The 25,979-nt window shown below is 69.6% G+C and carries 22 protein-coding genes; 4 read left to right on the forward strand and 18 right to left on the reverse strand.

All coding sequences use genetic code 11. From position 1 onward, the window contains the following. Nucleotides 1–98 precede the first annotated feature (98 nt). The 17 genes from GQ56_RS0126725 to GQ56_RS0126805 all read right to left on the reverse strand — a co-directional run bounded on the left by GQ56_RS0126725 (nucleotide 99) and on the right by GQ56_RS0126805 (nucleotide 20,663). The gene (locus GQ56_RS0126725) at nucleotides 99–1,088 is read right to left on the reverse strand and encodes a patatin-like phospholipase family protein (protein WP_031401564.1); all 990 of its coding nucleotides are present in this window, start codon (nucleotides 1,086–1,088) and stop codon (nucleotides 99–101) included. 73 nt (nucleotides 1,089–1,161) lie between these two features. Then, entirely contained in the window at nucleotides 1,162–3,285 is a 2,124-nt protein-coding gene (locus tag GQ56_RS0126730; RefSeq protein WP_235212766.1) for an amidohydrolase, read from the reverse strand. 221 nt (nucleotides 3,286–3,506) lie between these two features. Further along, on the reverse strand, nucleotides 3,507–3,773 hold the full coding sequence (locus GQ56_RS0126735) for a hypothetical protein (protein WP_031401566.1): 267 nt from the start codon (nucleotides 3,771–3,773) through the stop codon (nucleotides 3,507–3,509). Further along, on the reverse strand, nucleotides 3,770–4,459 hold the full coding sequence (locus tag GQ56_RS0126740; protein WP_031401567.1) for a response regulator transcription factor: 690 nt from the start codon (nucleotides 4,457–4,459) through the stop codon (nucleotides 3,770–3,772). Before GQ56_RS0126740 ends, GQ56_RS0126735 begins: the two co-directional genes overlap by 4 nt. A 114-nt stretch (nucleotides 4,460–4,573) precedes the next feature. Then, nucleotides 4,574–6,016 (reverse strand): efflux transporter outer membrane subunit, encoded by a 1,443-nt coding sequence (locus GQ56_RS0126745; protein WP_031401568.1) that lies wholly within the window; start codon nucleotides 6,014–6,016, stop codon nucleotides 4,574–4,576. A gap of 4 nt (nucleotides 6,017–6,020) precedes the next feature. Beyond that, nucleotides 6,021–9,164 (reverse strand): multidrug efflux RND transporter permease subunit, encoded by a 3,144-nt coding sequence (locus tag GQ56_RS0126750; RefSeq protein WP_031401569.1) that lies wholly within the window; start codon nucleotides 9,162–9,164, stop codon nucleotides 6,021–6,023. A 20-nt stretch (nucleotides 9,165–9,184) separates the two neighbouring features. After that, nucleotides 9,185–10,342, reverse strand: coding sequence for an efflux RND transporter periplasmic adaptor subunit (locus tag GQ56_RS0126755; protein WP_031401570.1), 1,158 nt, complete (start codon nucleotides 10,340–10,342; stop codon nucleotides 9,185–9,187). A gap of 274 nt (nucleotides 10,343–10,616) precedes the next feature. Beyond that, entirely contained in the window at nucleotides 10,617–11,360 is a 744-nt protein-coding gene (locus tag GQ56_RS0126760; RefSeq protein WP_052001342.1) for a 4'-phosphopantetheinyl transferase family protein, read from the reverse strand. A 40-nt stretch (nucleotides 11,361–11,400) separates the two neighbouring features. Continuing rightward, nucleotides 11,401–11,841, reverse strand: coding sequence for a hypothetical protein (locus GQ56_RS0126765; protein ID WP_043301670.1), 441 nt, complete (start codon nucleotides 11,839–11,841; stop codon nucleotides 11,401–11,403). 55 nt (nucleotides 11,842–11,896) lie between these two features. Next, on the reverse strand, nucleotides 11,897–13,372 hold the full coding sequence (locus GQ56_RS0126770; protein ID WP_031401573.1) for an efflux transporter outer membrane subunit: 1,476 nt from the start codon (nucleotides 13,370–13,372) through the stop codon (nucleotides 11,897–11,899). An 11-nt stretch (nucleotides 13,373–13,383) separates the two neighbouring features. Then, nucleotides 13,384–14,298, reverse strand: a complete 915-nt coding sequence (locus GQ56_RS0126775) for a biotin/lipoyl-binding protein (protein WP_031401574.1) — start codon at nucleotides 14,296–14,298, stop codon at nucleotides 13,384–13,386. A 24-nt stretch (nucleotides 14,299–14,322) separates the two neighbouring features. Beyond that, a complete protein-coding gene (locus GQ56_RS0126780) occupies nucleotides 14,323–14,517 on the reverse strand; it encodes a DUF1656 domain-containing protein (protein ID WP_031401575.1) in 195 nt (64 codons plus the stop codon). Continuing rightward, nucleotides 14,507–16,609 (reverse strand): FUSC family protein, encoded by a 2,103-nt coding sequence (locus GQ56_RS0126785; RefSeq protein ID WP_034198422.1) that lies wholly within the window; start codon nucleotides 16,607–16,609, stop codon nucleotides 14,507–14,509. Before GQ56_RS0126785 ends, GQ56_RS0126780 begins: the two co-directional genes overlap by 11 nt. 100 nt (nucleotides 16,610–16,709) lie before the next feature. After that, on the reverse strand, nucleotides 16,710–17,633 hold the full coding sequence (locus GQ56_RS0126790; RefSeq protein WP_031401577.1) for a LysR family transcriptional regulator: 924 nt from the start codon (nucleotides 17,631–17,633) through the stop codon (nucleotides 16,710–16,712). A gap of 123 nt (nucleotides 17,634–17,756) precedes the next feature. Then, nucleotides 17,757–18,284, reverse strand: a complete 528-nt coding sequence (locus GQ56_RS0126795) for a flavin reductase family protein (protein ID WP_031401578.1) — start codon at nucleotides 18,282–18,284, stop codon at nucleotides 17,757–17,759. A gap of 65 nt (nucleotides 18,285–18,349) precedes the next feature. Further along, complete coding sequence (locus tag GQ56_RS0126800; protein WP_031401579.1) at nucleotides 18,350–19,576, reverse strand: FAD-dependent monooxygenase; 1,227 nt, start codon at nucleotides 19,574–19,576, stop codon at nucleotides 18,350–18,352. A gap of 40 nt (nucleotides 19,577–19,616) precedes the next feature. Next, nucleotides 19,617–20,663: an LLM class flavin-dependent oxidoreductase gene (locus GQ56_RS0126805; RefSeq protein ID WP_235212767.1), complete on the reverse strand. Its 1,047-nt coding sequence runs from the start codon at nucleotides 20,661–20,663 to the stop codon at nucleotides 19,617–19,619. Nucleotides 20,664–20,948: 285 nt separating this feature from the next. Here GQ56_RS0126805 and GQ56_RS0126810 point away from each other — a divergent pair, with 285 nt between their 5' ends. From GQ56_RS0126810 to GQ56_RS0126825, 4 genes are all read left to right on the forward strand, one after another. Further along, complete coding sequence (locus GQ56_RS0126810; RefSeq protein ID WP_031401581.1) at nucleotides 20,949–21,749, forward strand: 2-amino-3,7-dideoxy-D-threo-hept-6-ulosonate synthase; 801 nt, start codon at nucleotides 20,949–20,951, stop codon at nucleotides 21,747–21,749. Between the two features lie 52 nt (nucleotides 21,750–21,801). Further along, nucleotides 21,802–22,863 carry a 3-dehydroquinate synthase II gene (locus GQ56_RS0126815; protein WP_031401582.1) on the forward strand — a complete coding sequence of 354 codons (1,062 nt, stop codon included), beginning with the start codon at nucleotides 21,802–21,804 and terminating at the stop codon, nucleotides 22,861–22,863. Nucleotides 22,864–22,918: 55 nt separating this feature from the next. Next, a complete protein-coding gene (locus tag GQ56_RS0126820; RefSeq protein WP_031401583.1) occupies nucleotides 22,919–24,019 on the forward strand; it encodes a 3-dehydroquinate synthase II family protein in 1,101 nt (366 codons plus the stop codon). A gap of 77 nt (nucleotides 24,020–24,096) precedes the next feature. Then, nucleotides 24,097–25,119, forward strand: coding sequence for a methyltransferase (locus GQ56_RS0126825; RefSeq protein ID WP_031401584.1), 1,023 nt, complete (start codon nucleotides 24,097–24,099; stop codon nucleotides 25,117–25,119). A gap of 18 nt (nucleotides 25,120–25,137) precedes the next feature. On the opposite strand, the gene GQ56_RS0126830 is transcribed toward GQ56_RS0126825, so the two are convergent. Next, nucleotides 25,138–25,845 (reverse strand): FadR/GntR family transcriptional regulator, encoded by a 708-nt coding sequence (locus GQ56_RS0126830; RefSeq protein ID WP_031401585.1) that lies wholly within the window; start codon nucleotides 25,843–25,845, stop codon nucleotides 25,138–25,140. Between the last annotated feature and the right edge of the window lie 134 nt (nucleotides 25,846–25,979).

Here is a 25,979-nt window from a genome sequence, read left to right on the forward strand (position 1 = left end):
TGCGGCGACACATGCGGCGACGCGTGCGTCGGGCCGCCCGGGCAGCGGCGAGGCCGGCCGTCGCCGGTGGCAAGCGACGGCCGGCGGTCGGCGCGCGATCAGCGCCAGTGAGTCTCCACCCATTCGCGCACGCGCTGCCACGCGGCGGAATTGATGTACGCGCGGGTTTCCTGCTCCATCTCCGGCACCTTCTCCCACTCGTCCAGGCCGATCGGTTGTCCGAGCAGGAAATTGCCGCGCTGATAGCCGCCGCCCAGTATCTGTTCGACCTGGTTCGCGGCGATCGCCGCCGTGGTGTCCATCGTCAGCCCGAGCAACGCCGCGGCCGGCACGTTCCCGCTCGCGAACGGCCACAGCCACGTCGAGACGCCCCAGTTCAACGGATTGCCGACCGCATCGGGCGGAATGCCCTGCGGGCTCGTTCCGGTGCCGAGCGACAGCAGGCGCACGTCGTTCAGGCTGCCCGCGAGCCCGTTGCCCAGTGCTTCGGCAATGGCGGCCACCGACGGGTTGTTCGCGAACACGCCGCCGTCGGCGAAGTAGCCGAGGCCGGCGATTTCGTAGGGCGGGAAATAGGTCGGCGCGGCCGACGTCGCAAGCGCGGCATCGGACAGGCGGATGTTCCGGTACGGGTTCCTGGCGCCGTTGGAGAACGTGCAGGGCGTCCAGCTTTTCGTGGACGGATCCCACAGGCGCGCCGAGTTGATCGCGACGAAGCGGGACAGGTCGGTCAGCGTGGCAGTGCCGAGCAACTTGTTCGCGATCTGCTGAACCCCGGTGTTGACATACTCGCACGCGCGCAGGCCGGGCCCGGCCTGCACGGCGCCCTGCTCGAACGCTTGCTGCTGTTCCAGCCACACGCCGTTTTTCTTGAAGATCGTCGCGCCCTGCGTGCGGTAGATGTCGACGATCTCCGCAATGGGCGCGCCCCGCGCGAGCCCCAGGGCGATCAGGCCGCCCGTGGACGTGCCGGCGAAGCCGTCCGCTTTCGCGACGATCCCGCTTCGCTTGTCGAGGTCCTGGATGAGCAGCGCGGTGATCAACCCGCGAATGCCGCCGCCGTCGCAACTGAGAATCCTGAAGGTCATCGTGTTTCTCCTGGTCCTGGTGGAAGTGATACCCGTGCCGCTTCGCGTCGGGTCGCGCACATCGCGCGACCGCTTACTGGTGTTCCTTTTTCCAGGTGACGTCGTGAACCTTGCGCCCGCTGACCCATGTCTGCCGCACGCTGATATCGCGCAACTGATAAGGATTGCCGGGTACGACCTGCAGCGGATCGCGCTCCAGGATCACGAGGTCGGCCTGCTTTCCCTCCTTCAGGGAACCGACCTGATCGTCGAGGTGGCATTGCCACGCCGCGTCGATGGTCACCGCGCGCAGCGCCTCGGGCGCGCTCAGGCACTCGGCCGCGTTGAGCGTCGCGAGTTCCGGGTCGGCTTCCATCGCCCGCCACATGGCCTGGTCCATATAACGCAACGGCCCCAGCGGCGAGACGAAGTGATCGCTGTGCAGGCTCACGCGCAGGCCCTCGCGCAGCGCCGACTTGCATCGGTCGAGCTTCTGCGCGCGGTCTGCGCCGAGAATGGTGTTCCGGAACGCGCGCCCCCAGTAGCCCACGTGGCCGATCAGGAAACTGGGCGAGATGCCCAGCCGCTTCATGGTGCGCAGATCGTCGTCGTCGAGCAGCGATGCATGCTCGAGCCGATGGCGCAACGGTTCCGGTTGCGCATCCGGCGCGGGCGCGGACGAAGCGGGCTCGGGAACCTTGCTCAGCACCAGCTGGTAGGCGGCCAGTACGTTGGCGATCCCCTCGTCGCCGTTCGCATGGACCAGGATCGGCCAGCCCGCGGCATCCACCTGCTGCATGATCTGCGCGAGCGAATCGATCGGCGTGAAATTGAACAGGCCGTTGGGCCCGACGCCGGGCACGCTGTGCTCGGCGCAGCACTTGTACGGCGCGCTTTGCAGGCCGGTCAGGCCCTGGTTGGAACCATCGGCGATCAGCTTCATCGCGCGGATGGTGAACAGCGATTCGGGCGGGCTGTTCAGTTGCGGCTTGAACTGGTTGAGCCACAGCGGCGCGAGGTCGTTGTTGCCGAACAACGCGCCACCCATGCGCACCGTCATCCACGGCGTGCTCGCCAGCGCCTGCAACAGGACCACTTCATAGAACCCCAGCCCCATTCCCACGCCGGCATCGAACAGGGTGGTGATGCCGCGCTCGTTCGCATTCGACATCACCTTCCGCAAGGCGGACAGCAACGCGATCGGCGTCGGGCGCGGGACGGTGTTCGTCATCAGCGTGACCTGCGATTCGGTCAGCACGCCCTTGGGGAAACTGGCCTCGAGGCCGGCGGCCTTCAACGCGGCGCCGTTGGCATAGCCGAGATGCCCGGAGGCATTGATCAGGAACAGGCATACATCCGTGCTGATCTGGTCCAGCCATTCGCGGTCGATATCCACCCACTTGACCATCAGCGACGGGTCGACGCCGCTGCCGCACACCCACTTTTCGCCATTTTTTCCATTGGGCAGCGCTTGGTCGGCCAATTTCCTGAGCTTCTCCCCGATGGCCTCGGCACTGTAGGCAGGATCCAGTTTCTGTTCGACGAACGGCGACAGTGCGTGCCACGGCTCGGTGAGGAACACGGCGCTGGGCAGCAGATGCGCGTGCGGTTCGATCAGGCCGGGCAGCAAGGTATGGCCCGAATCGAGCGCCTGCTCGCGCGCGTGGGGAATGCGCCGGCGCACCTCGTCGAGCGTACCCGTGGCGACGACCTTGTGGTCGGCGATACCGAGCGCTTCGACGCGCGTGTTGCAATCCTCCGGGTCCGGGTAGATCAGCCCGCCGTGAAAGATGACGGCCTCGGGCGCGCCGGGCGCTTCGAGCTGGCTCAATTCCTTGAGCAGGTCCTGCCATTCGGTCTCGCTCTGGCCGAGAGCGCCTGCCAGCAAATGCGGGCTGCAGCATGCACATCCGAGCTGGTTTCGATGGAACATGGTCCGATCCTTTTCAGTTTTTATTGCATTGATCGCGATTGTTTTAAAAAGGAACATCAGGTCGACCGGCGAGGTCGTACACGGAATCCGTGAATCGTGATGATGCGCAGGCAGCCGCGAAGCCGATGCTTGCGTGCGGATCGGTTTCGCGGGGATCGCGGTATGGCGTCGCCGTCGATATCCGCTGCGGATCGTTTCGGAAATCAAAACGCCGCGCGGGATAATGCGTCGAACAACGTGATACGGGAATCGTGAGGCTGGCTTCATGAAACGATGCGGCGGCATGATGCGGATGCCGAATCGATGCGACGGTGCGAATCGGGTGAAACGTCCGGGCGCAATCCAATGTATATGCGCTGCACGGAGCGGGTGCAAGCCCGGAATCCGGAGGAAAGTGACGTGAGTCAATCCGTCGCGAAACGTCGCGAAAGACGATTCATGCCGGACGCATGAACGCATCCGGCAAGCGATCGACGGCCCGGCGAGACCAGACCGGCCGAGAACCGTTACCGCGAGGTCCGGGTGCCGCGCACCAGTCCGGCGAGATCGACGAGCGCCCGAACCAGTCCCGCGAGCAGCAGCGCCGCGAGCACCAGGTAGTCCGGCGTCTCGCGGATCACGGCGGCGAGCGTGTGGTCGTTGACGGCGGACGAGACGATCGCGACCAGCCCGTAGACGACGAACCCGCCAGCCGCGATCGTCAGCGCGACGGCGGCCGTCAGCAGGCCGAATACCCGCGCCGCGCGCGGCCGCGCGTCGCGACGCGCATTCATCGGCTGCTGCGCAGCCGGTAGCCGATGCCGCGCATCACTTCCGGCGTTCCGGACGCGCCGGCGCCTTCGAGTTTCTTGCGCAGCCGGCTGATATGGCTGTCGACGGTGCGTTCCAGCGCATCGACGTCGGCGAGGCACGCATCGATCAGTTCGCCGCGCGTGAACACGCGGGTCGGCGAGCCGGCCAGGTGCGCGAGCAGCCGGAATTCGGTCAGCGTCAGCGAGACGATGGTTTCCCCGGTGTCCGTGCGGACCGTGGTCAGATAGCTTTGCGTATCGATTTCAAGGTTGCCGACCTTGATGAAGCGCCCCGACGTGGCCGTTTCGAAGCGGCGCAGGATCGCCCGGATGCGTGCGACCACCTCGGCCGGATTGAACGGCTTCGTGATGTAGTCGTCCGCGCCGAAGCGCAGCCCCTGCAGGCGATCGATTTCGCGGTCGAGCGCCGTGATGATGACGATCGGCGTGTCGCCGCGGCGTCGCAGTTCGACCAGCACTTCCCAGCCGTCTTTCTTCGGCATCCTGACGTCGAGCAGGATCAGGTCGGGTTTCAGCACCGGCTGCACGTCGAGCACGGCCTGGCCGTGGTCGACGCGATAGGTGCGGAAACCGTCGTGCGCGAGATAGGCGTCGAGGATCTCGGCGATTTCGGGATCGTCTTCGGCGATCAGTATCAAAGGGTTCATGGGTTTCACCGGAAGTGAACGTGGCCTGTCGGCGGGCCGGCGGCGCGACACCTGCGCCGCCGGCCCCGGCCGTGCTTTCGGTCGTCGCGCGCGCAGCGGCGGCGACGCCGGGGCTCAGGGTGCCGCCACGCTGCTGGCGGGCGGGACGTCGGTGTCGACCAGGCCGCCGCCGAGCGCCTTGTAGAGCGCGACCGCGTTGCCCAGTTCGGCGCTGCGCAGATCCAGCAGCGACTGGCGCGCGGCGTACAGTTGCCGCTGCGAGTCGAGCAGTTCCAGCCGATCCTCGATGCCGGCGCGATAGCGCAGGTTCACGAGATCGGTGCGGCGCTCGGCGCTCCTGACCACGCGGTTTTGCGCATCGATCTGGCGGCTGAACGTCTCGCGCCCGGCGAGGCCGTCGGCCACTTCGCGGAACGCGGTCTGGATCGCGCGTTCGTACTCGACGACCGCGCTGGACTTGCGCACTTCCGCGAGGTCCAGCTCGGAGCGCAGCCGGCCGCCCTGGAAGATCGGCAGCGTGACCTGCGGCGCGAAGCTCCACACGTTCTGGCCGCCGGCGAACAGGCTGCCCAGCCCCGGGCTCAGGAAGCCGATCGACGAGGTCAGCGACAGGCGCGGGAAGAACGCCGCGCGCGCCGCGCCGATGTCCGCGTTGGCGGCGACGAGGTTCTGCTCGGCCTGCTGGATGTCCGGCCGGCGGTACAGCAACTCCGACGGCAGGCCGGCCGGCAGTTGCGTCATCACCGGCTGGCGTTCCAGCGACAGCGGTTCGGGCAGGTCCTTCGGCAGGTCGGTGCCGACCAAGAGCCGCAGCGCGTTGCCCGCCTGCTCGACGGCGCGCGAACGCGCTTCGAGATCGGCGCTGGCGCTCGCGACCTGGCCTTCGGCCTGCGCGATGTCGACGCCGCTCGCCTGGTCCGCGAGCTTGAGCCGGCGCGCGAGATCGAGCGACTGGCGCCAGTCGTTCAGCGTGCGCTCGGACAGCGCGCGCTGTTCCTGCGCGAGCCGCTCGGCGAAATACGCGTTGGCCACGGAGCCGACGAGCGCGATCTGCACCGCGCGGCGGCCGTGATCGGTCGCGAGGTAACGCGCGAACGCCGCGTCGGACAGCGACTTCACGCGGCCGAACAGGTCGATCTCGAACGCGCTCACGCCGACGTTCACGCCGTACTGGTTCTGCGTCGTCTCGAACACCGGCGGGTTCGACTGTGAATCGGCCGGCGTGCGCTGGCGCGTGAAGCTCGCGCCGGCGCCGATCGACGGCAGGCGCGCGGAACGCTGGATGCCGTACTGCGCTTCGGCGGCCTGCACGTTCAGCGCGGCCAGGCGCAGGTCGCGGTTGTTCTCGAGCGCGAGCTCGATCAGGCGCTGCAGGCGACGGTCGCCGAACATCGTGCGCCAGCCGAGATCGGCCGCGTTCGCATGCTGGTCGGCCGCGGCAGCGGTCGTATAGGCGGTCGGCACCGGCATCTCGGGCTTGACCAGCTTCGGCGCCATCGAGCATGCCGACAGCGCGAGCGCGGCGGAAACGGCCGCGGTAAGAATGAGCAATCGCATGGCGTCAACCTTGTTGTTCGTGAGTCACGGTGGCGGGCTTCTTGCGGGATGCCTGCCAGGCCGCGATGCGTTCCTGGATGCTCATCACGAACACGAAGAAAACCGGCACGAAGAAGATGGCCAGGACGGTGGCGGTCACCATGCCGCCGAACACGCCGGTGCCGATCGCGTGCTGCGTCTCGGCGCTGGCGCCGGTCGCGATCATCAGCGGCACGACGCCGAGGCCGAACGCGAGCGAGGTCATCAGGATCGGGCGCAGGCGCAGTTTCGAAGCCTGCACTGCTGCTTCGATGAGCCCCTTGCCTTCCTCGCGCAACTGCTTCGCGAACTCGACGATCAGGATCGCGTTCTTGGCGGACAGGCCGATCACGGTGATCATCCCGACCTTGAAGAACACGTCGTTGGGCAGGCCGCGCAGCAGGACCGCACCGATCGCGCCGATCAGGCCGAGCGGCACCACCAGCATCACCGACAGCGGGATCGACCAGCTTTCGTACAGCGCGGCGAGCACCAGGAACACCACGATCATCGACAGCGCCATCAGCATCGGCGCCTGCGATGCCGACTGGCGTTCCTGCAGCGACTGGCCGGTCCACTCGACCGCGAAGCCCGGGGGCAGTTGCGCGGCCAGACGCTCCATCTCGGCCATCGCGGCGCCGCTCGACTGGCCGGGGGCGGCCGTGCCCGAGATCCGCGCGGACGGATAACCCTTGAAGCGCACCATCTGCAGCGGCGTCTCGGTCCACACCGGGCGAACCACCTCGGACAGCGGCACCATGCCGCCGGCCGCGTTGCGCATGTACAGCTTCATCACCTTGTCGATCTGCATGCGCGCCGGCGCATCGGCCTGGATGATCACCTGCTGCATGCGGCCCGCGTTCGGGAAGTCGTTCACGTAGGTCGAACCCATCGCGGTCGACAACGTGTCGCTGATCGTCGTGAACGAGACGCCGAGCGCCTGCGCCTTCGCGCGGTCGATCTCGAGCCGGATGCTCGTGCCGGCCGGCAGGCTGTCCGGGTACACGCCGGTCACGACCTTGCTTTGCGCGGCGAGTTCGAGCAGCTTCGCTTCAGCCGCCTTGAGCGCCGCCGTGCCCTGGTTGGCGCGGTCTTCCAGGCGCATCGAGAAGCCCGAGCTGTTGCCGAGTTCGTCGATCGCCGGCGGCAGCAGGCTCATCACCGTGCCTTCGGTCACACCGGCCATCGCCTGCTGGGCCAGCATGCCTTCCTCGAGCGTCGACGAGTCGCCGCGGTCCTTCCAGTCCTTCATCACGGACCAGTTGATCGCCGCGTTCGGGCCCTGGCCCGAGAAGCCGTAGCCGATCACGGAAATGCTCGACCGGATTGCCGGACGCGAAGCAAGATGCTTCTCCAGCGTTTTGACCACGTCATGCGTACGCTCGGCGGTAGCGTCTCCGGGCAGCAGAAAGCTGGTGATGAAGTAGCCCTGGTCCTCGTCCGGCAGGAACGACGACGGCAGGCTGCGGAAGCCGAATACCAGCGCGCCCGAAATCGCGACGAACACGAGCATCACGCGACCCGTGCGGCCGACCAGGCGGCCGACGCGCGTTTCGTACCATTTCGTCAGGCGATCGAAGCGGCGGTTGAACCAGCCGAAGAAGCCGCGCTTCTCGTGGTGGCCCGGTTCGAGCGGCTTGAGCATCGTCGCGCACAGGGCCGGCGTGAGCGTCAGCGCGAGCAGCGCCGAGAACAGGATCGACACGGCCATCGACATCGTGAACTGCTTGTAGATCACGCCGACCGAGCCGCTTGCCATCGCCATAGGCAGGAACACCGCGGTCAGCACCAGCGTGACGCCGACGATCGCACCGGTGATTTCCTTCATCGCCTTCGACGTCGCGTCCTTCGGCGACAGTCCTTCCTCGGCCATCAGGCGCTCGACGTTCTCGACGACCACGATCGCATCGTCGACGATGATGCCGATCGCGAGCACCATGCCGAACATGGTCAGCACGTTGATCGAGAAACCCGTCAGCAGCATCACCGTGAACGTGCCGAGCATCGCGACCGGCGCGACGATGGCCGGGATCAGCGTATAGCGCACGTTCTGCAGGAACAGGTACATCACCAGGAACACCAGCACCATCGCTTCGAGCAGCGTGTGCAGCACCTTCTCGATCGAGATCTTCACGAACGGCGACGTGTCGAGCGGGATCGAGTAGGTCATGCCCGACGGCATCGACTTGCTCAGTTCGGCCATGCGAGTGCGGATCGCGTCCGCGGTCTTCACCGCGTTGGCGCCCGGTGCGAGCTGCACGCCGACGAGGGTGGCCGGCTTGTTGTTCTCGCGGCTCACGAACGTGTAGTTCTGCGAGCCGAGTTCGACGCGCGCGACGTCGCCGAGCACGACCTTCGAGCCGTCCGCGTTCGCACGCAGCACGACCTTCGCGAACTCTTCCGGCGTCGTGAGCTGGCCCTGCGCGGTGAGCGGCACGGTCACGCGCTGGCCCTTCAGCGCGGGCAGCGCACCGAGGCTGCCCGGCGCGATCTGCACGTTCTGCTGGCCGATCGCGGTCGTCAGGTCGCTCATCGACAGCCCGAAATTGATCAGCTTCTGCGGATCGACCCAGATGCGCATCGCGCGTTCGGAGCCGAACTGCAGCACGCGCCCGACGCCGTCGACGCGCCGCAGCTCCTCGGACACGCTGCGCGCCATGTAGTCGGCGAGCGCGCCTTCGTCGAAGCGGCCGTTGTCGGAGCGCAGGCTGACGATCATCAGGAAGCCGGACGACGCGGATTCGACGATCAGCCCGTTCTGGCGCACGGCCGCGGGCAGGCGCGGCTCGACCGACTTGATCTTGTTCTGCACGTCGACCTGCGCCAGCGCCGGATCGGTGCCGGGCTTGAACGTCACGGTGATCTGCGCCGAGCCGGACGTATCGGCCGACGATTCGAAGTACAGCAGGTTCTTGACGCCGGACAGCTCGCGCTCGATGAGGCTCAGCACGCCGTCGTTCATCGTCTGCGGCGTGGCGCCCGGGTAGTTCGCGGTGATCGTGACGGACGGCGGCGCGACCGACGGGTAGCGCGCGACCGGCAGTTGGGGGATCGCGATCAACCCGGTCAGGATGATGAAGAGCGCGATCACCCAGGCAAACACCGGGCGGCGGATAAAGAATTCAGCCATGACTGGATGCTCCTCGTGGCTCAGTGCGCGGACGCGGTGGCGGCCGCGTCAGGCGACTTCCAGTCGGTCGCGGCGGCCGGCGCGCCGTCGACCAGGCGTTCCATGCCTTCGACGACGACCTTCTGGCCGGTCTGCAGGCCCGACTTGATGCGGTAGCTGCGGTTCGTCAGCTCGCCGACTTCGACGGCCTTCAGGTGCGCCGCGCCCTTCGCGTCGAGCACCCACACCTGCGGCTTGCCGCCGGCGCGCACGACGGCCTGTTGCGGCACCATCAGCGCGTTCGCGTAGTGCGCGCGCGGAACGCGGGCGCGCACGTACATGCCCGGCAGCAGCTCGCGCTTCGGGTTGTCGACCAGCACGCGCAGCAGCACGTCGCCGGTGCCCGGATCGACGTTGACGCCCGAGAACAGCATGCGGCCCTTCACGTCGTAGCGCGTATCGTCGTCGCGCAGCACGTCGACCGGCAGGCCGTTGCCCGCGGTGTCCGGCTTTGCCGCGAGCGCGCCGCGCAGCGATTCGAGCGACGCGGCCGGCTGGCGCACGTCCACGTAGACCTGGTCGATCTGCTGGATGCGAGCCATCGGCTGGCTGTCGCTGCTGGCGACCAGCGCACCCTCGGTCACGAGGGCCTGGTCGATGCGGCCCGCGATCGGCGCTTCGACGGTCGCGAACTTCAGGTCGAGCTGGCGCCGTGCGAGCGTCGCGCGGGCCTGCGCGACGTCGGCGGCGGCCTGGTCGCGTTGCGATACCGAATCGTCGTAGACCTGCCGGCTGATCGCGTCGGCTTCGACCAGCGGCTTCAGTCGCGTGGTCTGCACCTTGGCCCGTGCGAGCGCGGCTTCCGCGCGTTGCAGAGCCGCCGCTGCCGTATCCATGTCGGCCTTGAACGGCGCCGGATTGATCTGGAACAGCGGCTGGCCGGCGCGGACTTCGGTGCCTTGTTCGAACAGGCGGCGCTGCACGATGCCGCTGACCTGCGGCCGGATTTCGGCGATCCGCACGGCCGCGACGCGGCCAGGCAGGTCTTCGCTCACGTCGAGCGGCGTGGCGGCCACGGTCATCGCCGCAACCGGGATGGCCGGCGCGGCGGCCTGCTGTTCGGTGGGCCCGCAGCCCGCCAGCATCGCCGCCACCAGCGCACACACGGCGCTGGTGCAGGCTCGTTTCTGATTCTTCATGTGGACTCCATCGGACGCAGGCTCCCAACGGCCCGCATTGTCGGAACGCAGTGTGCGTGCGCCCGATGGAGGTTTTTGTATGGAAAGATGGAGATTCGATGGAGGGAGAAAGACGGGAGCGATGCGCGAGCGGGGTGGATGCCGGTCTGGGCGCTCCCATGGCCGGCAACCTTTGCGTGCTCCCATGAACGGCTCCCTTCGGCGATTCCGGGGGCGGGAAGCGCCGCGGCGGGCAATGTGTCGCGTGCTGCGTGCTACGTGCGGGCCGTGACGCCTATCCGGTCGTGACGCAGGCTGACGCGCCGCGCGCCGCCGTGGCCTGCAGGTGCCGGTCCCGGTCGGCCAGCCAGTGATCCCGCTCGCCGCGCCAGCCGACCGCGTGGATCCGGTCGATCTGGCGCGCGGCAATGGTAGCCGCGCAGGCCGCGCCGGAAAGCGGGATGTCCAGCAGATGCCAGTTGCCCGCATGCGGCGTCTCGACCGCACGGAACGGCCCCGCGGCCGGCGCCAGCGACGCGGGCGTGGCGCCGTGCCCGGCTCCGCATGCGTTCGAGAGGCTGTCCAGCCGAAGCCGGTCGCGGAACGCCGGATCGGCGAGGGTGCCGGTCTGCGCGATGCCCAGCCCGAGCGGGCCGGCGGCGATCGCGATGACGATCCAGATGCCGGCGTGGCCGACCACGACGTCGAGCCCGTCCAGCAGATCGCAGTCCGCGATCGCGAGATGGCTGGCGTCGCGCTCGATCAACGTCAGTGCGTCGGCCGCGCGGCCGGCCAGCGTGCCGAGGATCATGCGCAGGGCCGATCGGCTGATCGCGAACCGGCGGCCGTGCGCGCGATTGGGATGCGTCCTGGCGCGCCGCAGTTCCGACTTCGACAGGCACAGATGGCCTTGCTCGCTGGAGAGGAGCTGCCATTCGCCGCGCAACCGCCACAACAGGATCTCGCCCGGATCGGGGCGGCGCGACGGACAGGACGCGAGCGTGTGCGAGCTCGCGATCGTCAGGGATGGGTAGCGCATGCCGGCCCTCGTGTCGGTGGCGGATGCAGCGCGGGCCGGGTCATGCCTGCCGGCCGGCCTGCGCTGCGTCGCTGCCCGGGTGCGGCCGCGTGAGCCGCTCGGCAAGCGACACGGCCTGCTCGAACGACGCCACCGCATGATGCGGAATCCCGAATGCCTTGACGGCGACCTCGCCGTGCTCGGCCACTTCCGCGCGCCGTTCAGGATCGGGTTCGACGCTGATGAGCGCCTTGCATACGGCGCCCAGCTCGGCCTTGTTCTGCTTGAGCCAGATCGCGCGGTGCTTGCGGTCGTCCTGCGATTCGTCGGTAGCGAGTTCGACGTAGACGACGACAAACGGTTCGCCGTGGCGCATCAGCGTGTCGATCTCGCGTTCCCAGCGGAGCGCGTAGCCCGGCGTCGCGTGTTCGGCGCGGAACACGCAGACGGGAAAGCGCTGGATGTCGTGTAACGCGAAGGCGTTCGGATCGAGAGCGGGCATCGAGGTATCTCCAGTGGATGAGCGACGCCGAAGCGTCGCGGCGTCGGGGCGGGGTTCAATGCGGGGCCGCCGGCGGTGCGTCGGCCTGCGCGACCGGCGGCGCGGCGCGCCAGCCGACGCCGAGCGACTTGTAGAGCGCGATCGCGCCTTGCACCTGCGCGAGCCGGCTGAGCGCGAGCGCATCGCGGGCGCGGTACGTCGCGCGCTGCGCGGTGAGCACCGACAGGTATTCGCCGAGGCCGTTGCGGTACAGCCGCGTCGCGCGCGATTGCGCATCCTGGCTGCTGTCGACCGCCGCGGCGAGCATGGCCTGCCGGTCGCGCGCGGCGCCGATCGCGACCAGCGCGTCCTCCACCTCGCGAAACGCGATGCGGATGCGCTGCTCGTATGCGAGCCGTGCGGCTTCGGCCGCCGCGCGCGCGGCGTCGACGCCGGCTTTTGCGCGGCCGCCGTCGTACAGCGTCTGGGTGCCCTCGAGCGCGATCGACCACGCGACGCTCGCGCCCGAGAACAGGTCCTGCACGAGGCTGGCTGTCGTGCCGAGACTGAGCGGAATCGCGAAATGCGGAAACTGTTCGGCGCGCGCGACGCCGATTTGCGCGGTCGCGGCGGCGAACCGCCGTTCGGCGGCGCGGATGTCGGGCCGCTCGCGGATCACGTCCGACGGCAGCGTGACGGGCAGCGCGGGCGCGACCGGCAGTGTCGCGCCGGGCGCGCCCAGCGTGTCGCGCAGCGTCTCCGGGAAGCCGCCGACCAGCACGCCGATCGCATGCGAGAGTTGCGCGACGTCGCGCTGCAGCGGCGGCAGCGTCGCCTGCGCGAGCTGCAGTTCGGCACTCGCCTGCGCGACCGCGAACGACGTGCCGAGGCCGCGCCGGTTCGAGCGCTCGGTGAGCTGCCGCGTGGCGTCGAGGCTCGCGACGTTGTCGGTCGCGATCCGCAACCGCTCCTGGGTCGCGCGCAGCTCCGCGTAATCCGACGCGAGCTCGGCCAGCAGGCTCACGAGGATCGCGTGGCGATCGTCGTCGAGCGCATCGAGCTGCGCGTCCGCCGATTCGATCGCGCGCCGTGTGCCGCCGAACAGGTCGAGTTCCCACGACGCGTCGAAGCCGAGCCGGTAGGTGCGCGACTGCCCGATCCCGGGCGGCCACTCGAGCGAGCGCGACGAGCGCAGCGCCTCGGCGTTCCCGCCCGCGGTGGCGGTCGGGCCGAGGCGGCTCGCGATCTGGTCGCGTTCGGCCCGCGCCTGCAGCAGCCTTGCCTGCGCGATCGCGAGATCCTGGTTGTGCGCGATCGCCTGGGCGACCAGCGCGTCGAGCTGCGCGTCGCCGAACGATCGCCACCAGTCCTGCAACTGCGCGGGATCGGCCGGCACCGTGTTGCGCGGCGCGGCCCAGGCGGGCGGATGCGCGGGCTGCGGTTTCACGTAATCGGGGCCGACGGTCGTGCACGCGGCGAGCGCGCACGCGCAGGCGACGACGAGGGCGGTGGCGCGGCGCGGCGCGCGCAACGGGGGAAACGGGCGTCGCATCGTCGCCTCCCTCACATCCATCCGTGCAGCCAGGCCGCGAGCCGGCCGCGCGGCGTGCGCTCGCGCCCGTGTTCGCCGACCTCGACGCTGCACGTCATGCCCGCCGCCAGCAGCACGCCGGCCGGCACCCGGTCGATCTCGATGCGCACCGGGATGCGCTGCGCGAGCCGCACCCAGCTGAAGGTCGGGTTGACGGCCGGCAGGCCGAGCTCGTCGAGCGTGCCGTTCTCGTCCGCGATGCCGCGGCCGATGCTCGTCACGTGCCCGCTCAGCAGCGGATCGAAGCCCATCAGCCGGATCGTCGCGGGGGCGCCCGTCGCGATGCGGCGCAGCTTGGTCTCCTCGAAATAGCCGGTGATCCAGAAGCTGTGCGCGTCGAGCACCGAGATGCCGGGCTTGCCCTCGACCGCGTAGTCGCCGTGACGCAGGCGCAGCTGCGTCACGTAGCCGTCGACCGGCGAACGCAGCGTCGTGCGCTCGAGGTCGAGCTTCGCGACGTCGAGCGCGGCCAGCGCCTTGCGATGCTCGGCCTGCGCGATCGCCACCGCGCGGCTCGAACGCTGGATGTCCTCGCGCGGCACGAGATCGTCGAGGCCGGTGCGCCGCCGCGCTTCGTCCTGCTTCTGGCGCACCGTCTCGGCGGTCGAGGCGACCTGCGCCTCCGCCTGTTCCACCGCCAGCGAGAAGCGCTGCGGATCGATCCGGTACAGCACGTCGCCTTTCGCGACCCGCTGGTTGTCGACCACGGCGACTTCGACGACGGTGCCGGACACTTCGGGCGCGATCCGCACGACGTGCGCACTGACGCGCGCGTCGCGCGTCCACGGTGCGAGGACATAGGCATGCCAGAGCGCGGCGACCAGCACGATCGCGACGGCCACCGTGGCGAGCGTCAGCAGGGAGCGGGTGAGGGGTTTGAGCGACATGACGCGATACGTTTCGACGTGAAATTACACATAGAGGATGAGCGTGGCGACAAGCACGAGCGAAATCGCGAACTCGAACAGCGCCGGGTGCCACACGCGGCGCAGCACGCCGAGCCGGGCGAGCAGCGCGCGCACGGCCAGGTAGAGCGGCACGGTGGCGCACGCATAGACGAAGAACGGCGGCAGGTAGATGCCGGCCAGCGGGAATTCACTGAGCATCGCGGGCGCGCTCCGGAACGGCGGTGAAATAGGCGGCGTACGTGTGCAGCAGCACATGGACGTCGGCAAAGGCGGCCATCAGCCCCTTCAGGTCGGTGTTGCCCGGCTGCGCGGCGGCGAGGCCGGCGAGGGCGTGCGCCGCGCGCCGCGCATGGCGGGCCGCGCGCGCGGGGGCGGCCGCGTGCCGCGCGAGGCCGGCGAGCCCCGCGCGCACGCGCTGCTGCGCGGTGGCGGGCAGGCCGTCGCGCGCGGCGCCGCGGCGGATCCGCAGCAGCTCCTTGCCGACGTGCAGCGCCGCGAGCGCCTCGATGCTCGCCTGCGTCATCGCGGCCGGCTGGCCGGCGAGCAGCGCGCCGAGCTGGGCAATGCGGTGCTGCTGGCGCTGCTGCCAGCCCGCCGCCGCGACCCGCTTGCCGGCCATGAGCGCGAGCGTGTCGTCGCGGATCGTGCGGCGCAGGCGCGTCGCGTCGGTGGCCAGGTTGCGCGGCAGGATCAGCCGGAACGTGAGCAGCGTGAGGAACGTGGCGAGCACCCACGCGACCGACTGGTTGAGGAACAGCGCGAAGTCGGGGCGGAACGGATTGGTGGCGCCGGTGAGCGTGTTGAACGCGACGAGATAGGCGAGCCCCGCGAGCGCGGTGCGCGGCACGCTCGTCGCGTAGATCCCAGGCATCCAGAACAGCGCGAGCGCGACGACGAGCAGCGGAAAGCCCTCGATGCGCGGCAGGATGCCGAACGCGCACACGAACGCGGCCGGCACGGCCAGGATGGTGCCCTTGATGAACGCCTGCGCGCCGGCGGCCGGGTTGCCGGCGGTCGCGAGCAGCGCGCAGTAGGGTGCGACGACGAGCAGCATCATGTCGCCCTGGTTCCAGCCGGTGACGAGCCAGAACGCGCCCGAGATCAGGATCGCGCAGGCCGAGCGCACGCCGTTGCGCACGGCCGCGCCCGTGTCGCGATGAAAGCGCACCCGCGCGGGTCGATAGCCCGGCCTCGGGCGCTGCAGTTCGACGAGGCCGTCGAGCGCGGCGCGGTAGTCGTCGATCTGTTCGATCAGCCGCTCGCCGGCGATCAGCAGGGCCGCTTCGTCGCGCGGATCGCCGAGTGCGATGCCGTCGAGCGCGGCGCGCAGCCGGTCGCGCGCGTCGCCCAGCAGCGCGTGCGCGCGGCCGGCGCCGCCGGGGCCTTCGCCCAGCGCGTCGGCCGCGGCCTGCCACGCGGCCGCGAGCTGCGGCTGCAGCGCCGCGACCGCACGCGCGCCGGGGCTGTCGGCCGGCAGCGGCGGCATGCCGCCCGCGAGCGCGCCGAACAGCGATGCCATCCCGTGCCGCACGGCGGCCGCGCGCTGCGCGAGATCCTCCGATTCGGCCTTGCCGAGCGCGAGCAGATCGTCGATGCCGTAGATGCCGGTGAACAGCGCGTGCCGCTTGTCGTCGGCGGGCGCCGCCGCGAGGCCGTTGCGCTGCGCGGCGATGACGCGCGCGACGTCGGCCGCGACGCGCGCCACCAGCGTCTCGAGTTTCGCGTGCACGTCGCGCGTGCCGAGCAGCATCGACACGAGGCTCAGGCACAGCACGCCGATCGCGACCGTCGAGCCGCGTCCGATCACGTGTTCGAAGGTCAGTTCGGGATGCAGCATCGCGCCGTAGGTCGCGAGGCCGATCGTGTAGCCGGCCACCACGGTGCCCGACGCGCGGAAGTGCCGCAGCAGCGTCATGCCCGCGACGCACACGCCGAGCCAGAAGGCGAAACCGAGGATGAACAGCAGCGGCTTCTGCGCGAAGCAGGCCATCAGCACGAACGCGACGACCATCCCGGCGATCGTGCCGACCACGCGCCAGACGCCCTTGCCGATCACGGCGCCCTGCACCGGATTGACCACGAGCAGCACCGTCGACGCCGCCGAGTACGGCGTTTCCAGTTCAAGCAGGTACGCGACGCCGAGCGCGAGCGCGGCGGCGATGACCGAGCGCGCGACATACGCGCCGCGCGGCGTGAAGATGTCGATGCGCGCGATCAGCGCCGCGGCCGCGCGATTCAGGCGGCGGGTCGGCGACGCGACGGCGCGCGTCTGATCGGCTGCTTCATGCACTGCGCTCGCTCCGTGAGAAAGGATGAGGCCAGTCTACGGTCGAGCCATGCGTGCGGAACAGTGATGTCTTTGCACTCGACGAGTGTGCGTGACGCATGCGTCACGCATGCGCCGGATGCAGCGCCGGCTGCCCGATGCACAGCCCGCGCACGACCCGCCGCAGCCACTGGTGCGCGGGGTCGCTCTGGAAGCGCGGATGCCAGGCCTGCGTGATCAGCACGGTTTCGAGCGGCACGGGCAGCTCGAACATGCGCACGCCGATCCCGGAGCGCACCGCGCCGCGCGCGAGATGCTCGGGCAGCGGCAGGATCAGGTCGGACGCCTGCAGCGAGAAGATCGCCGCATAGGGCGTCGGCACGACGAGCAGCACGTGCCGCGCGAGGCCGCGCGCGGCCAGCGCGTCGTCGATCGGCCCCGCCGACTTGCCGCGCCGCGACACGCCGATGTGCGGCCAGCGGGCGAACCGCTCGGGCGTGATGTCGTCGTCGAAGATCGGGTGGTCGTGGCGCGCGAGGCCGACGAAGGTGGTCGTGAACAGCGGCTGCACGCGGATCTCCGGCCCGAGGCGGCGCGACGCGCTGATGAACAGGTCGATGCGGCCGCTGCGCAGCGCGTCGTCGTCGATGTCGTCTTCCTCGGGCATGAAGCGCAGCATCGCGCGCGGCATCCCGCGCGCCATTTCCTCGAGCAGGCGGCTGCTGTGCAGGCCGACGAAGATGTCGTTCGCGCGCACGTTGAACTGTTTGTCGAGCGTGCCGAGATCGATTTCCGCGGACGGCGCGAGCAACTGCGACGCGCGCTCCACGGTCTCGCGGACGACGCCGCGCAGCTCGAGCGCGCGCGGCGTCGGCACCATCTTGCGGCCCGCCTGCACGAAGATCGGGTCGCCGACCGTTTCGCGGATGCGTGCGAGGGTGCGGCTCATCGCCGGCGGGCTGAGGTTCATGCGGCGTGCGGCGCCGACGACGCTGCCCTCTTCGAGCAGCGCGTCGAGCGAAATCAGCAGGTTCAGGTCGGGTGCCATCGGCTTCTCCGTTTCATCGCGTGCATGCGGCGCAATGGTAGTGCGGGATACGCGCGCGCGGCGTAACTGCAGCGCACGCAACGATTGCGCGCGGCATCACGCGTGACGCACGCATCGAGCGGGTCATCGCCCGGCGCCGGCATCGTGCGGCAGCGAGCGGACGGCGGCGAACGCGCCGTTGACGTACATCAGCGGGTTGACGTCGTCGGACATCGCGACGCGCGTGACCCGTCCGACCAGGATCGAATGCGAGCCGACCTCGACCTGCTCGAGCGTGTCGCAGAAGAACGAGGTCTGCGCGTTCTCGAGGTAGGGCAGGCCGGTCGCCGCGTCGGTGCGCCACGCATCGTGCGCGAAGCGCGCGTCGGAGCCGGTCGTGCTGCACGCGAGCGCGAGCGGCACGTGGCAGCTTCGCAGCGCGTTCACGCAGAAGCGCCGGCGGCCGGTGATCGACGCATGAATGCTGGCGCGCCGGTTGATGCACACCAGCACGGTCGGCGGATCGAGCGCGACCGACGTGAACGAGCTGGCGGTCAGCGCGTACGGTGCGGCGTCGGCGTCCGCGCCGCCGGTCGTGACGATCGTGACGGTGGCGGCGACGCCGCGCATCGCCTGTTTCAGTTGCTGCGCAATGTCCACGGTGTTCTGCATGATGCGGTCCTGTCGCAAGAAGGGGCCGGCGCCGCGCGGCGATCCGCGCGGCGCCGGGGCGGGCGTCAGCGCGGATAGGCGTCGGCCCAGGTCCACTGGTAGGACTTGAAGTCCGCGCGGCGCGACTTGAGCTCGGCGTCGCGCGCCTGTTGCTCGGGGCCGTCCGGCAGGTGGAACACGCCGCCGTTGCCGGCCGAGGCAAGCTGGATGCGCGCGCTGCGGTCGATCCGCAGGCGCTGGTACTCGACGAGCGCCGCGCCGAGCGCGTCCTTCGACGCGAGCCCGGTCACGCACCGGCCGAGCACCACCGCGTCCTCGAGCGCCTGCGCGGCGCCCTGAGACTGGTACGGCAGCATCGGATGGCAGGCGTCGCCGAGCAGGCACACGCTGTCCCATACCCAGCGCGTGAGCGGCTGGCGGTCGTGCAGCGACCAGCGGCTCAGGTCCGACGCGCAGCGGATCAGCCCGACGAGGCGCGGATCCCAGCCGTCGAGCTCGGCCTCGAGCGTCGCGCGGTCGCCCTTGCTGCTCCACGATTCGCGCGTGCTGCCGTCGCCGGGCACGATCACGACGAGGTTCAGCAGTCGGCGGTCGCGCACCCAGTAATGGATCGCGTGCCGCCCGGGCCCGAGCCAGATCGTCACCTGCGGCTCCGCGACGATCTCGTGGACGGGCGAGCCCGGATCGATCGCGTCGGCGTCGATCAGCGCGCGATACGCGTCGTCGCCGCTGTAATGCGGCGCGTCGTCGCCGAGCAGCGTCTGGCGCAGCGTCGAATGGATGCCGTCCGCCGCGACGACGAGATCGGCGCGCCAGCGCGTGCCCGCCGCATCGACGACCGTCGCGCCGTCCGGCCCGCAGGCGTCGAGCCCGCGCACCGCGACGCCGCCGAGTACGACGGCGGGCGGGCCGGCCGTGAGCGGGTCGCGCACGGCGTCGAGCAGCACGGCGTGCAGGTCCGCGCGATGCGCGTTCCAGTACGGCGCGTCGAAGGCGGCCTCGACGTCGGCGCCGAGCGGGAACGTGCCGAGCAGGCTGCCGTCCTGCCAGCGGCGGCGGATCGTCGCCGTCGGCGCGACGGCCGCCAGCCGCTGCCGGTCGAGCACGCCCAGCGCGCGCAGCGCGCGCGTGGCGTTCGGCACGACCTGCAGGCCGGCGCCGACTTCCCGAAAGGCCCGGCTCTGCTCGAGGACGGTGACCCGATGGCCGGCGCGGCGCAGCGCGAGCGCGGCGGCAAGGCCGCCGATGCCGGCGCCGACGACGATCGTGTCGAGCGACAGGGACGGTGTCATGGGCGGGTTCGCGGTAGCTCCGGAATCGATCGGCATGGCGTCACAGCCCCGGCAGCACGTCGCGGGCGAACACCTCCAGGTTGTTGCTCATCAGCTCGTACGGCTGTGCGCCGTAGTCGATGTGCCACAGGATCGTGTCGAGGCCGAGATCGGCTTCGAGCGCGCGGATGCGCTGGCGCACGGTCTCGGGCGTGCCGAGCACGGCGGTCGCGTCGAGGTCGGCCGTGTCCATGCCGCCCATCTTGTTCTTCATCGCCTCGTTGTAGCCCTGGTACGCCGACGACTGCACCTGCTCCCAGGATTTCGCGGCTTCCGCGAAATAGCGCCAGTGATGGCGCAGGCGCGGCTCCGCGAGCGCCAGCGCGTGCGCGTCCGAGGTGCCGATCATCAGCGGGATGCTGATCGCGACCTGCGGCTGGCGGCCGGTGTGGCCGTGGTGACGCGCGAACGTGTCGCGATAGAGCGCCACCATCTCCTGCGTCTTCGCGAGCGCGGCCTTGCGCGGCGGCGCGGCCATCAGCAGGTTGAAGCCGCGTTCGCCGATCCACTCGAAGCTCGACGGCGTGAGCAGCGCCGCGACCCAGACCGGCGGGCGCGGCTGCTGCGTCGGGCGCGGCAGCGAGTGCGCGTCCTGGTAGCGGAAGAACGGCGTGTCCTCGCTGACCGATTCCTCGGACAGGAGCCGCACCGTCGCGTCGATCGTCTGCTGGAACCGCGCCTTGCTCGAGTCGAGATCGATGCCGAACGCGTCGAACTCGTACGGCAGGAATGCGCGCGCGAAACCGAGTTCGAGCCGCCCGTTCGAGATCGCGTCGAGCTGGGCGGCCTCGGCGGCGAGCTGGATCGGATGGTGGAACGACGCCTGGATGCCGCCCGTCATCAGGCGGACCGATTCGGTCCGCGCGGCCGCGGCCGCGAGGAACATCAGCGGCGACGGGCTGTAGCCGCCGTACGGCTTCAGGTAGTGCTCGGTCATCTTCACGTACGTGTAGCCGAGCCGGTCCGCCAGCGCGCTGAGCTTCAGCGCGTGCGCGTAGTAGTCGGCCGCTGAGCGGTCGGCCGGGCCGGTATCGGGCAGAAAGGACACGCCGAACTTCATAGACACCTCACAGGTTGATGTGCTGCCGTTGTCTGCAAAGGGGAAACGATGCCGCGTCGAATGCGTCCCCTGGTCGGGAAACAGGATCGCTCGCAATGTACTTGCAAGGATGATCCAATCATAGGATGATTGGGTCTATGCAAGTCTTACACGTTGCAAGAGTTGCTGCAAGCGTTGCTCGGTTGTTGCTCCAGTTCCGCCCGCAAGCGGGCACCCCGGGGGCAGGCTGAAGTCGAACGGGCCGGCCTCTCCATTTCTGGCGAGGAATCACGGATGAACTCTCTTCTATCGGTTTCTGGCAAGGCGCTCAGGATGCGGCGCGTGGTGCGCGCCGCGTCGGGCAAGTGTTTGATGGTGCCGCTCGACCATTCGCTCGCGGATGGCCCGATCGCCCATCCGCAGCAGTTGCGGCAGCTCGTCGGCGACATCGCCGCGCACGGCGGCGACGCGATCGTCGTGCATCGGGGCCGCGCGCGTTTCCTGTCGCCCGAGGTGCTGAGCGATCTCGCGCTCGTCGTGCACCTGAACGGCAGCACGCGTTACGCGGAAGACGCGAATGCGAAGACGCTGTTCGCGAGCGTCGAGGACGCCGTGGCGAGCGGCGCGGATGCGGTCAGCGTGCACGTGAATCTCGGCTCCAGGACGGAAACCCAGCAACTGCTCGACCTGAGCCGCATCGCGACCGAGTGCGCGCGCTGGTCGATGCCGTTGCTCGCGATGATCTATCCGCGCGGCCCGGGCCTCGGCGATCGTCCGCAAACCGAACTGATCGCCCATGCGGCGAACGTCGCGGCGGATCTCGGCGCCGACATCGTCAAGCTGCCGTACAGCGGCGATGCCGCGAGCATGGCCGACATCATCGCCGGCTCGTCGCTGCCGGTGCTGGTCGCGGGCGGCGCGAAGCTGCCGGAGGACGAGTTCGTCGCGTTCACGTCGCGCGTGATGCATGCGGGCGCGCTCGGCATCGCGGCGGGCCGCAACGTGTTCGCCGCGCCGAAGGCCGCACCGCTGATCCGCCGCCTGTCCGATGCCGTGCACGGCGTCGAGCGGCGCGCCGCGCACCTGGCGGCCTGATCCGGCACGCCGGGCCGTCGCGCCCGGTTTCTTTCGATCATCGAGGGTTTCCATGCTTCGCTATCCGTGGATCGACCTGCGCGCGCTCGGCGCGCAGGCAGGCGCCGTCGCGGCCGATGCGGCGAGAGCCGGCGCGCGCCGCTTCGTGGTGGCCGAGGCCGACCGCGACGCATACGCGGCCGGCGCGGCCGCGCAACTGGCCGTTTCGCCGGCGGGCGTCGTGACGCTGGCCGACGACGCACATGCACCGCTCGCGGGCGTTTGCGTGCGGATCGGCGGCGCGGCCGACTTCGAGGCCGCGCGCGCGGCGATCGCGCGGCATGCGCTCGTCCTGCTCGACTATGCACTCGCGACCACGGTGCCGCTCGAGCGGCTGCTCGCGCAGGCCGGCGCCGCCGCATGCCGCATCGTCGTCTCGCTGGCCGATCCGCACGCCGCGGCCTATCTCGCGAGCCGGCTCGAGCAGTCGCCGGTCGACATCGCGTTCGCGCCGCATGATGCGGCCGCGCTGCGCGGGATGCTGGCCGCGTGCGGCGAGCTGCGCCCGCGCGAGCCGCTGAAACTGAAAACATTCGAGGTACAGAGTGTCGAGCCGCTCGGCGTCGGCCTGCACGCGGTGATCGACGGCTGCTCGCAGCTCGACGGCGACGAATGCGTGCTGGCCGGCGCGAGCGCGACCGGCCTGCTGCTCGTCGCCGCCGGCGCCGCACGCGCGCCGGGCCGGCCGCTCGCGTTCGGCATCGACGCGGGCTCGGCCGAATCGTTCGTGTTCTGCGGCGGCGACCGCACCCGCCAGCTGTCACGGCTGCGTTCGGGCGAACGGATCCTCACGGTCGACCCGGCGGGCGATACGCGCGCGATCGTGGTCGGCCGCGTGCGGATCGAATCCGCGCCGCTCGTCGCGCTGCACACGCGCAGCGCGTCCGGCGCGAACGTGCGCGTCGTGATGCGCGGCGACGGCGCGGTACGGGTGCGAACCGACGACGGCGCCTGCGTCGGTCTTGCCGATGTTGCGCCCGGCTTCCGGCTTGCGGGCCATGAGCCGGGCGTCGGCTGGGTGGATTGCCGGATGAGGGCCGCCGCGTCGCGTTCGGCCGTCTCCGTCAGCCGCTAGTTTCATCCTTGTCTTGTCCCTCAACCTGCGTTATCCCCATCGAAGGAGATTGGCCTTGAAGAAGCTTTCCTGGATTGACCTGCGCAACATCGGCGAGCTCGCGGACGAGATCACCGAGGAGGCGTTGCATGTCGGCGTGTCCGCATTCGTCGTGAAGGATGCGGAGCAGGCCGGGCGGTTGCCTCCGAGCGCGTGCAAGGTCGCGGTCGTCGATCGCCAGCCGGTCGACGCTGCGCTGCTCGAGCAGGTGCAGATCGTCCTCGTGAAGGACGGCTTGCCGGTCGATTTCGCGGTGCCGGACGGTGTCGAGCTTGGCGTGTTCATCGAGGTGACGGGCGAGACGACGCTCACGCGCGCCTGCGAGCTGTCGACGGTCACGCCGTGGCTGCTCGTCGAGTTCCTGCAGGATCCGAGCAAGATCCCGCTCGAAATCCTGCTGGCCGCCGCCGATCGCGCGTCGGGCGAACTGATCACCGTCGTCGCCGACCTCGAGGACGCGGAAGTGACGCTGAACGTGCTGCAGCGCGGCCCCGAGGGCGTGCTGCTCACGCCGACGCAAGTCGGGCAGGCCACGCAGCTCGTGTCGATCTGCAGCGACACGGTCGAGGACCTGCAACTGGAGGAAATCGAGATCGTCGGGCTCACGCACCTCGGGCCGGGCGAACGGGTGTGCGTCGATACGTGCTCGCGTTTCGAACAGGACGAGGGCATCCTCGTCGGCTCGTACTCGACCGGCATGATCCTGATCAGCAGCGAGACGCACCCGCTGCCGTACATGCCGACGCGCCCGTTCCGCGTGAACGCGGCCGCGCTCCATTCGTACGTCGTCGCACCGGACAACCGGACGCGCTACCTCGCCGAGCTCGAATCGGGCGCGGAAATTCTCGCGGTCAACGCGCAGGGCAAGGCGCGCCGCGTGGTGGTCGGGCGCGCGAAGGTCGAGACGCGGCCGCTGCTGCTGATCGAGGCGAAGAACGCCGCCAACCGCGCGATCAACATCATCGCGCAGGACGACTGGCACGTGCGCGTGCTCGGGCCGAAGGGCAGCGTGCACAACATCACGGAGCTCAAGCGCGGCGACCGCATCCTCGGCTACACGCTCGATGCGCAGCGCCACGTCGGCTACCCGATCCGGGAATTCCTGCACGAGCAGTGATCCGCGTGCTGCGTTGACGATGCGATCGCGCGGTGCATCACGCACCGGCGCGATCGGAACATGTTGAGGAGTGCTTTATGGAAAATGCGGCAAAACAGGTGCTGGATACGCTGTTCGGACGATGGCGCAGCCGGATCCTGTATGCGGGCACGCGGCTCGGCGTGTTCGATGAGGTGACGACGGATACGCCGGTCTCGTCGGCCGCGCTCGCGGCGCGGCTCGACGTGGACGAGCCGCTGCTGTACCGGCTGCTGCGGGCGCTCGCGTCGCTCGGCCTGCTCGACGAGGATGTGCGCCGCGGCTTCAGGGCCACCGAGTCGGGAGCGCTGCTGCACGCGGACGCCGCGAGCACGCTGCGCGACTTCGTGCTGTTGCAGGAGGGCCCGGAGCACTACGCGATCTGGGCGCACCTGCCCGACATGGTGCGCGAGGGGCAGCAGAACGGCTTCGTGCGCGAGTTCGGCGCGATGGCGTTCGACTATGCGAAGGATCACGCGCGCTACCGCACCGATTTCAAGCGCGCGATGTCGAGCTTCTCGACCGTGCAGTCGGAACAGGTCGTCGATGCGCTGCGCGACGTGACGTTCGCGCCGGGCGCGCACGCGTGCGACATCGGCGGCGGCCAGGGGCACATGCTGTGCACGCTGCTGCGGCGGTTCGGGGCGCTGACCGGCGTCGTGTTCGACCTGCCCGAGGTGATCGAAGGCGACGCCGACGGCTGGGCGCAGCGGATGGGCGTGAGCGCGCGTTGCAGCAAGGCGGGCGGCAACATGTTCGAGGCGGTGCCGGCGGCCGACGTCTACCTGCTGAAGCTGATCCTGCACGACTGGAACGACGACGAGTGCGTGGCGATTCTCAAGCGGGCGCGTGAAAGCGCCCGGGAAGGGGCGCGCGTGTTCGTGATCGAACGGGTCGTGCCGGCCCCGGGCGTCGCGCATTTCTCGAAGCTCTACGATATCCACATGATGTGCTGGGGCAGCGGCCGCGAACGCACGCGTGACGAATACGAGGCGTTGCTCGGCGCCGCCGGCTGGCGTCCGGCCGGGGTGCGCTCCGCGCCGGACGGGCAGATCGACGTGATCGAGGCGGTTGCCGCGTAGCGCCCGCCGCGCCCGTCGTCAGGCGGCGGGCGTCTCGCGGGTCTCGAGCCAGGTCATCTGCGGCTTGAGGATCGCGAGGGTCGCGCGCACCGCCTTGTTCTCGTCGCGCTGTTCGATCGCATCGAGCACCGCCTGGTGCGCCTGCATGTCGGGTTCGGGAATCTCGGCCTCGTCGAGTTCGACGAGGACGTCTTCCACGTTCGCGAGGATCGAGCCCGAGAAGTAGCGGTACAGCGCTTCGAGCGCGTGATTGTGCGATGCCGTGGCCACGGCGATGTGGAACGCGCGGTCGCGCTCGACGAACTTCTTCACGTCGCGCGCCGCCTCGCGCTCGCCGCGCGCCTTCAGCAGCTTGCGCAACGCGGCGAGATCCTCGTCGGTGCGCCGGCGCGCCGCGTAGCGCGCGCATTCCGTTTCGAGCATGCATTGCAGTTCGAGGTGGTCGCTGCGCGCGGCGCGATCGACGTTGCGCATCGTCTCGGCCGGATCGACGTTGCGCCGCACGTAGGTGCCGTCGCCCTGGCGCACTTCGAGCACGCCGGAATACGCGAGCGTGCGCACCGCCTCGCGCACCGTGTTGCGCCCGACCTCGAGCTGCTTCGCGAGATCGAGTTCGGTCGGAATGCGCTGACCGACGCGCCAGATACCCGACGTGATATTGGACTTGAGGATCTCGATTGCCGAATCGACGAGGGAGTGCCGGGTGGCCGGGGGCAGGCTGGACATTGCGTGGGTCACTTTAAACTTGAGAGTGACACTATCCTATCATCGGATCATTTATTTGGTCGTTCAGGATAACGACATTCATACATGACATTTTGTTAACGTCAGACGAATAGCGGGGCGATTCATTCATGCGC

This window comes from Burkholderia paludis (assembly GCF_000732615.1).
In the GTDB taxonomy this organism is placed as follows: domain Bacteria; phylum Pseudomonadota; class Gammaproteobacteria; order Burkholderiales; family Burkholderiaceae; genus Burkholderia; species Burkholderia paludis.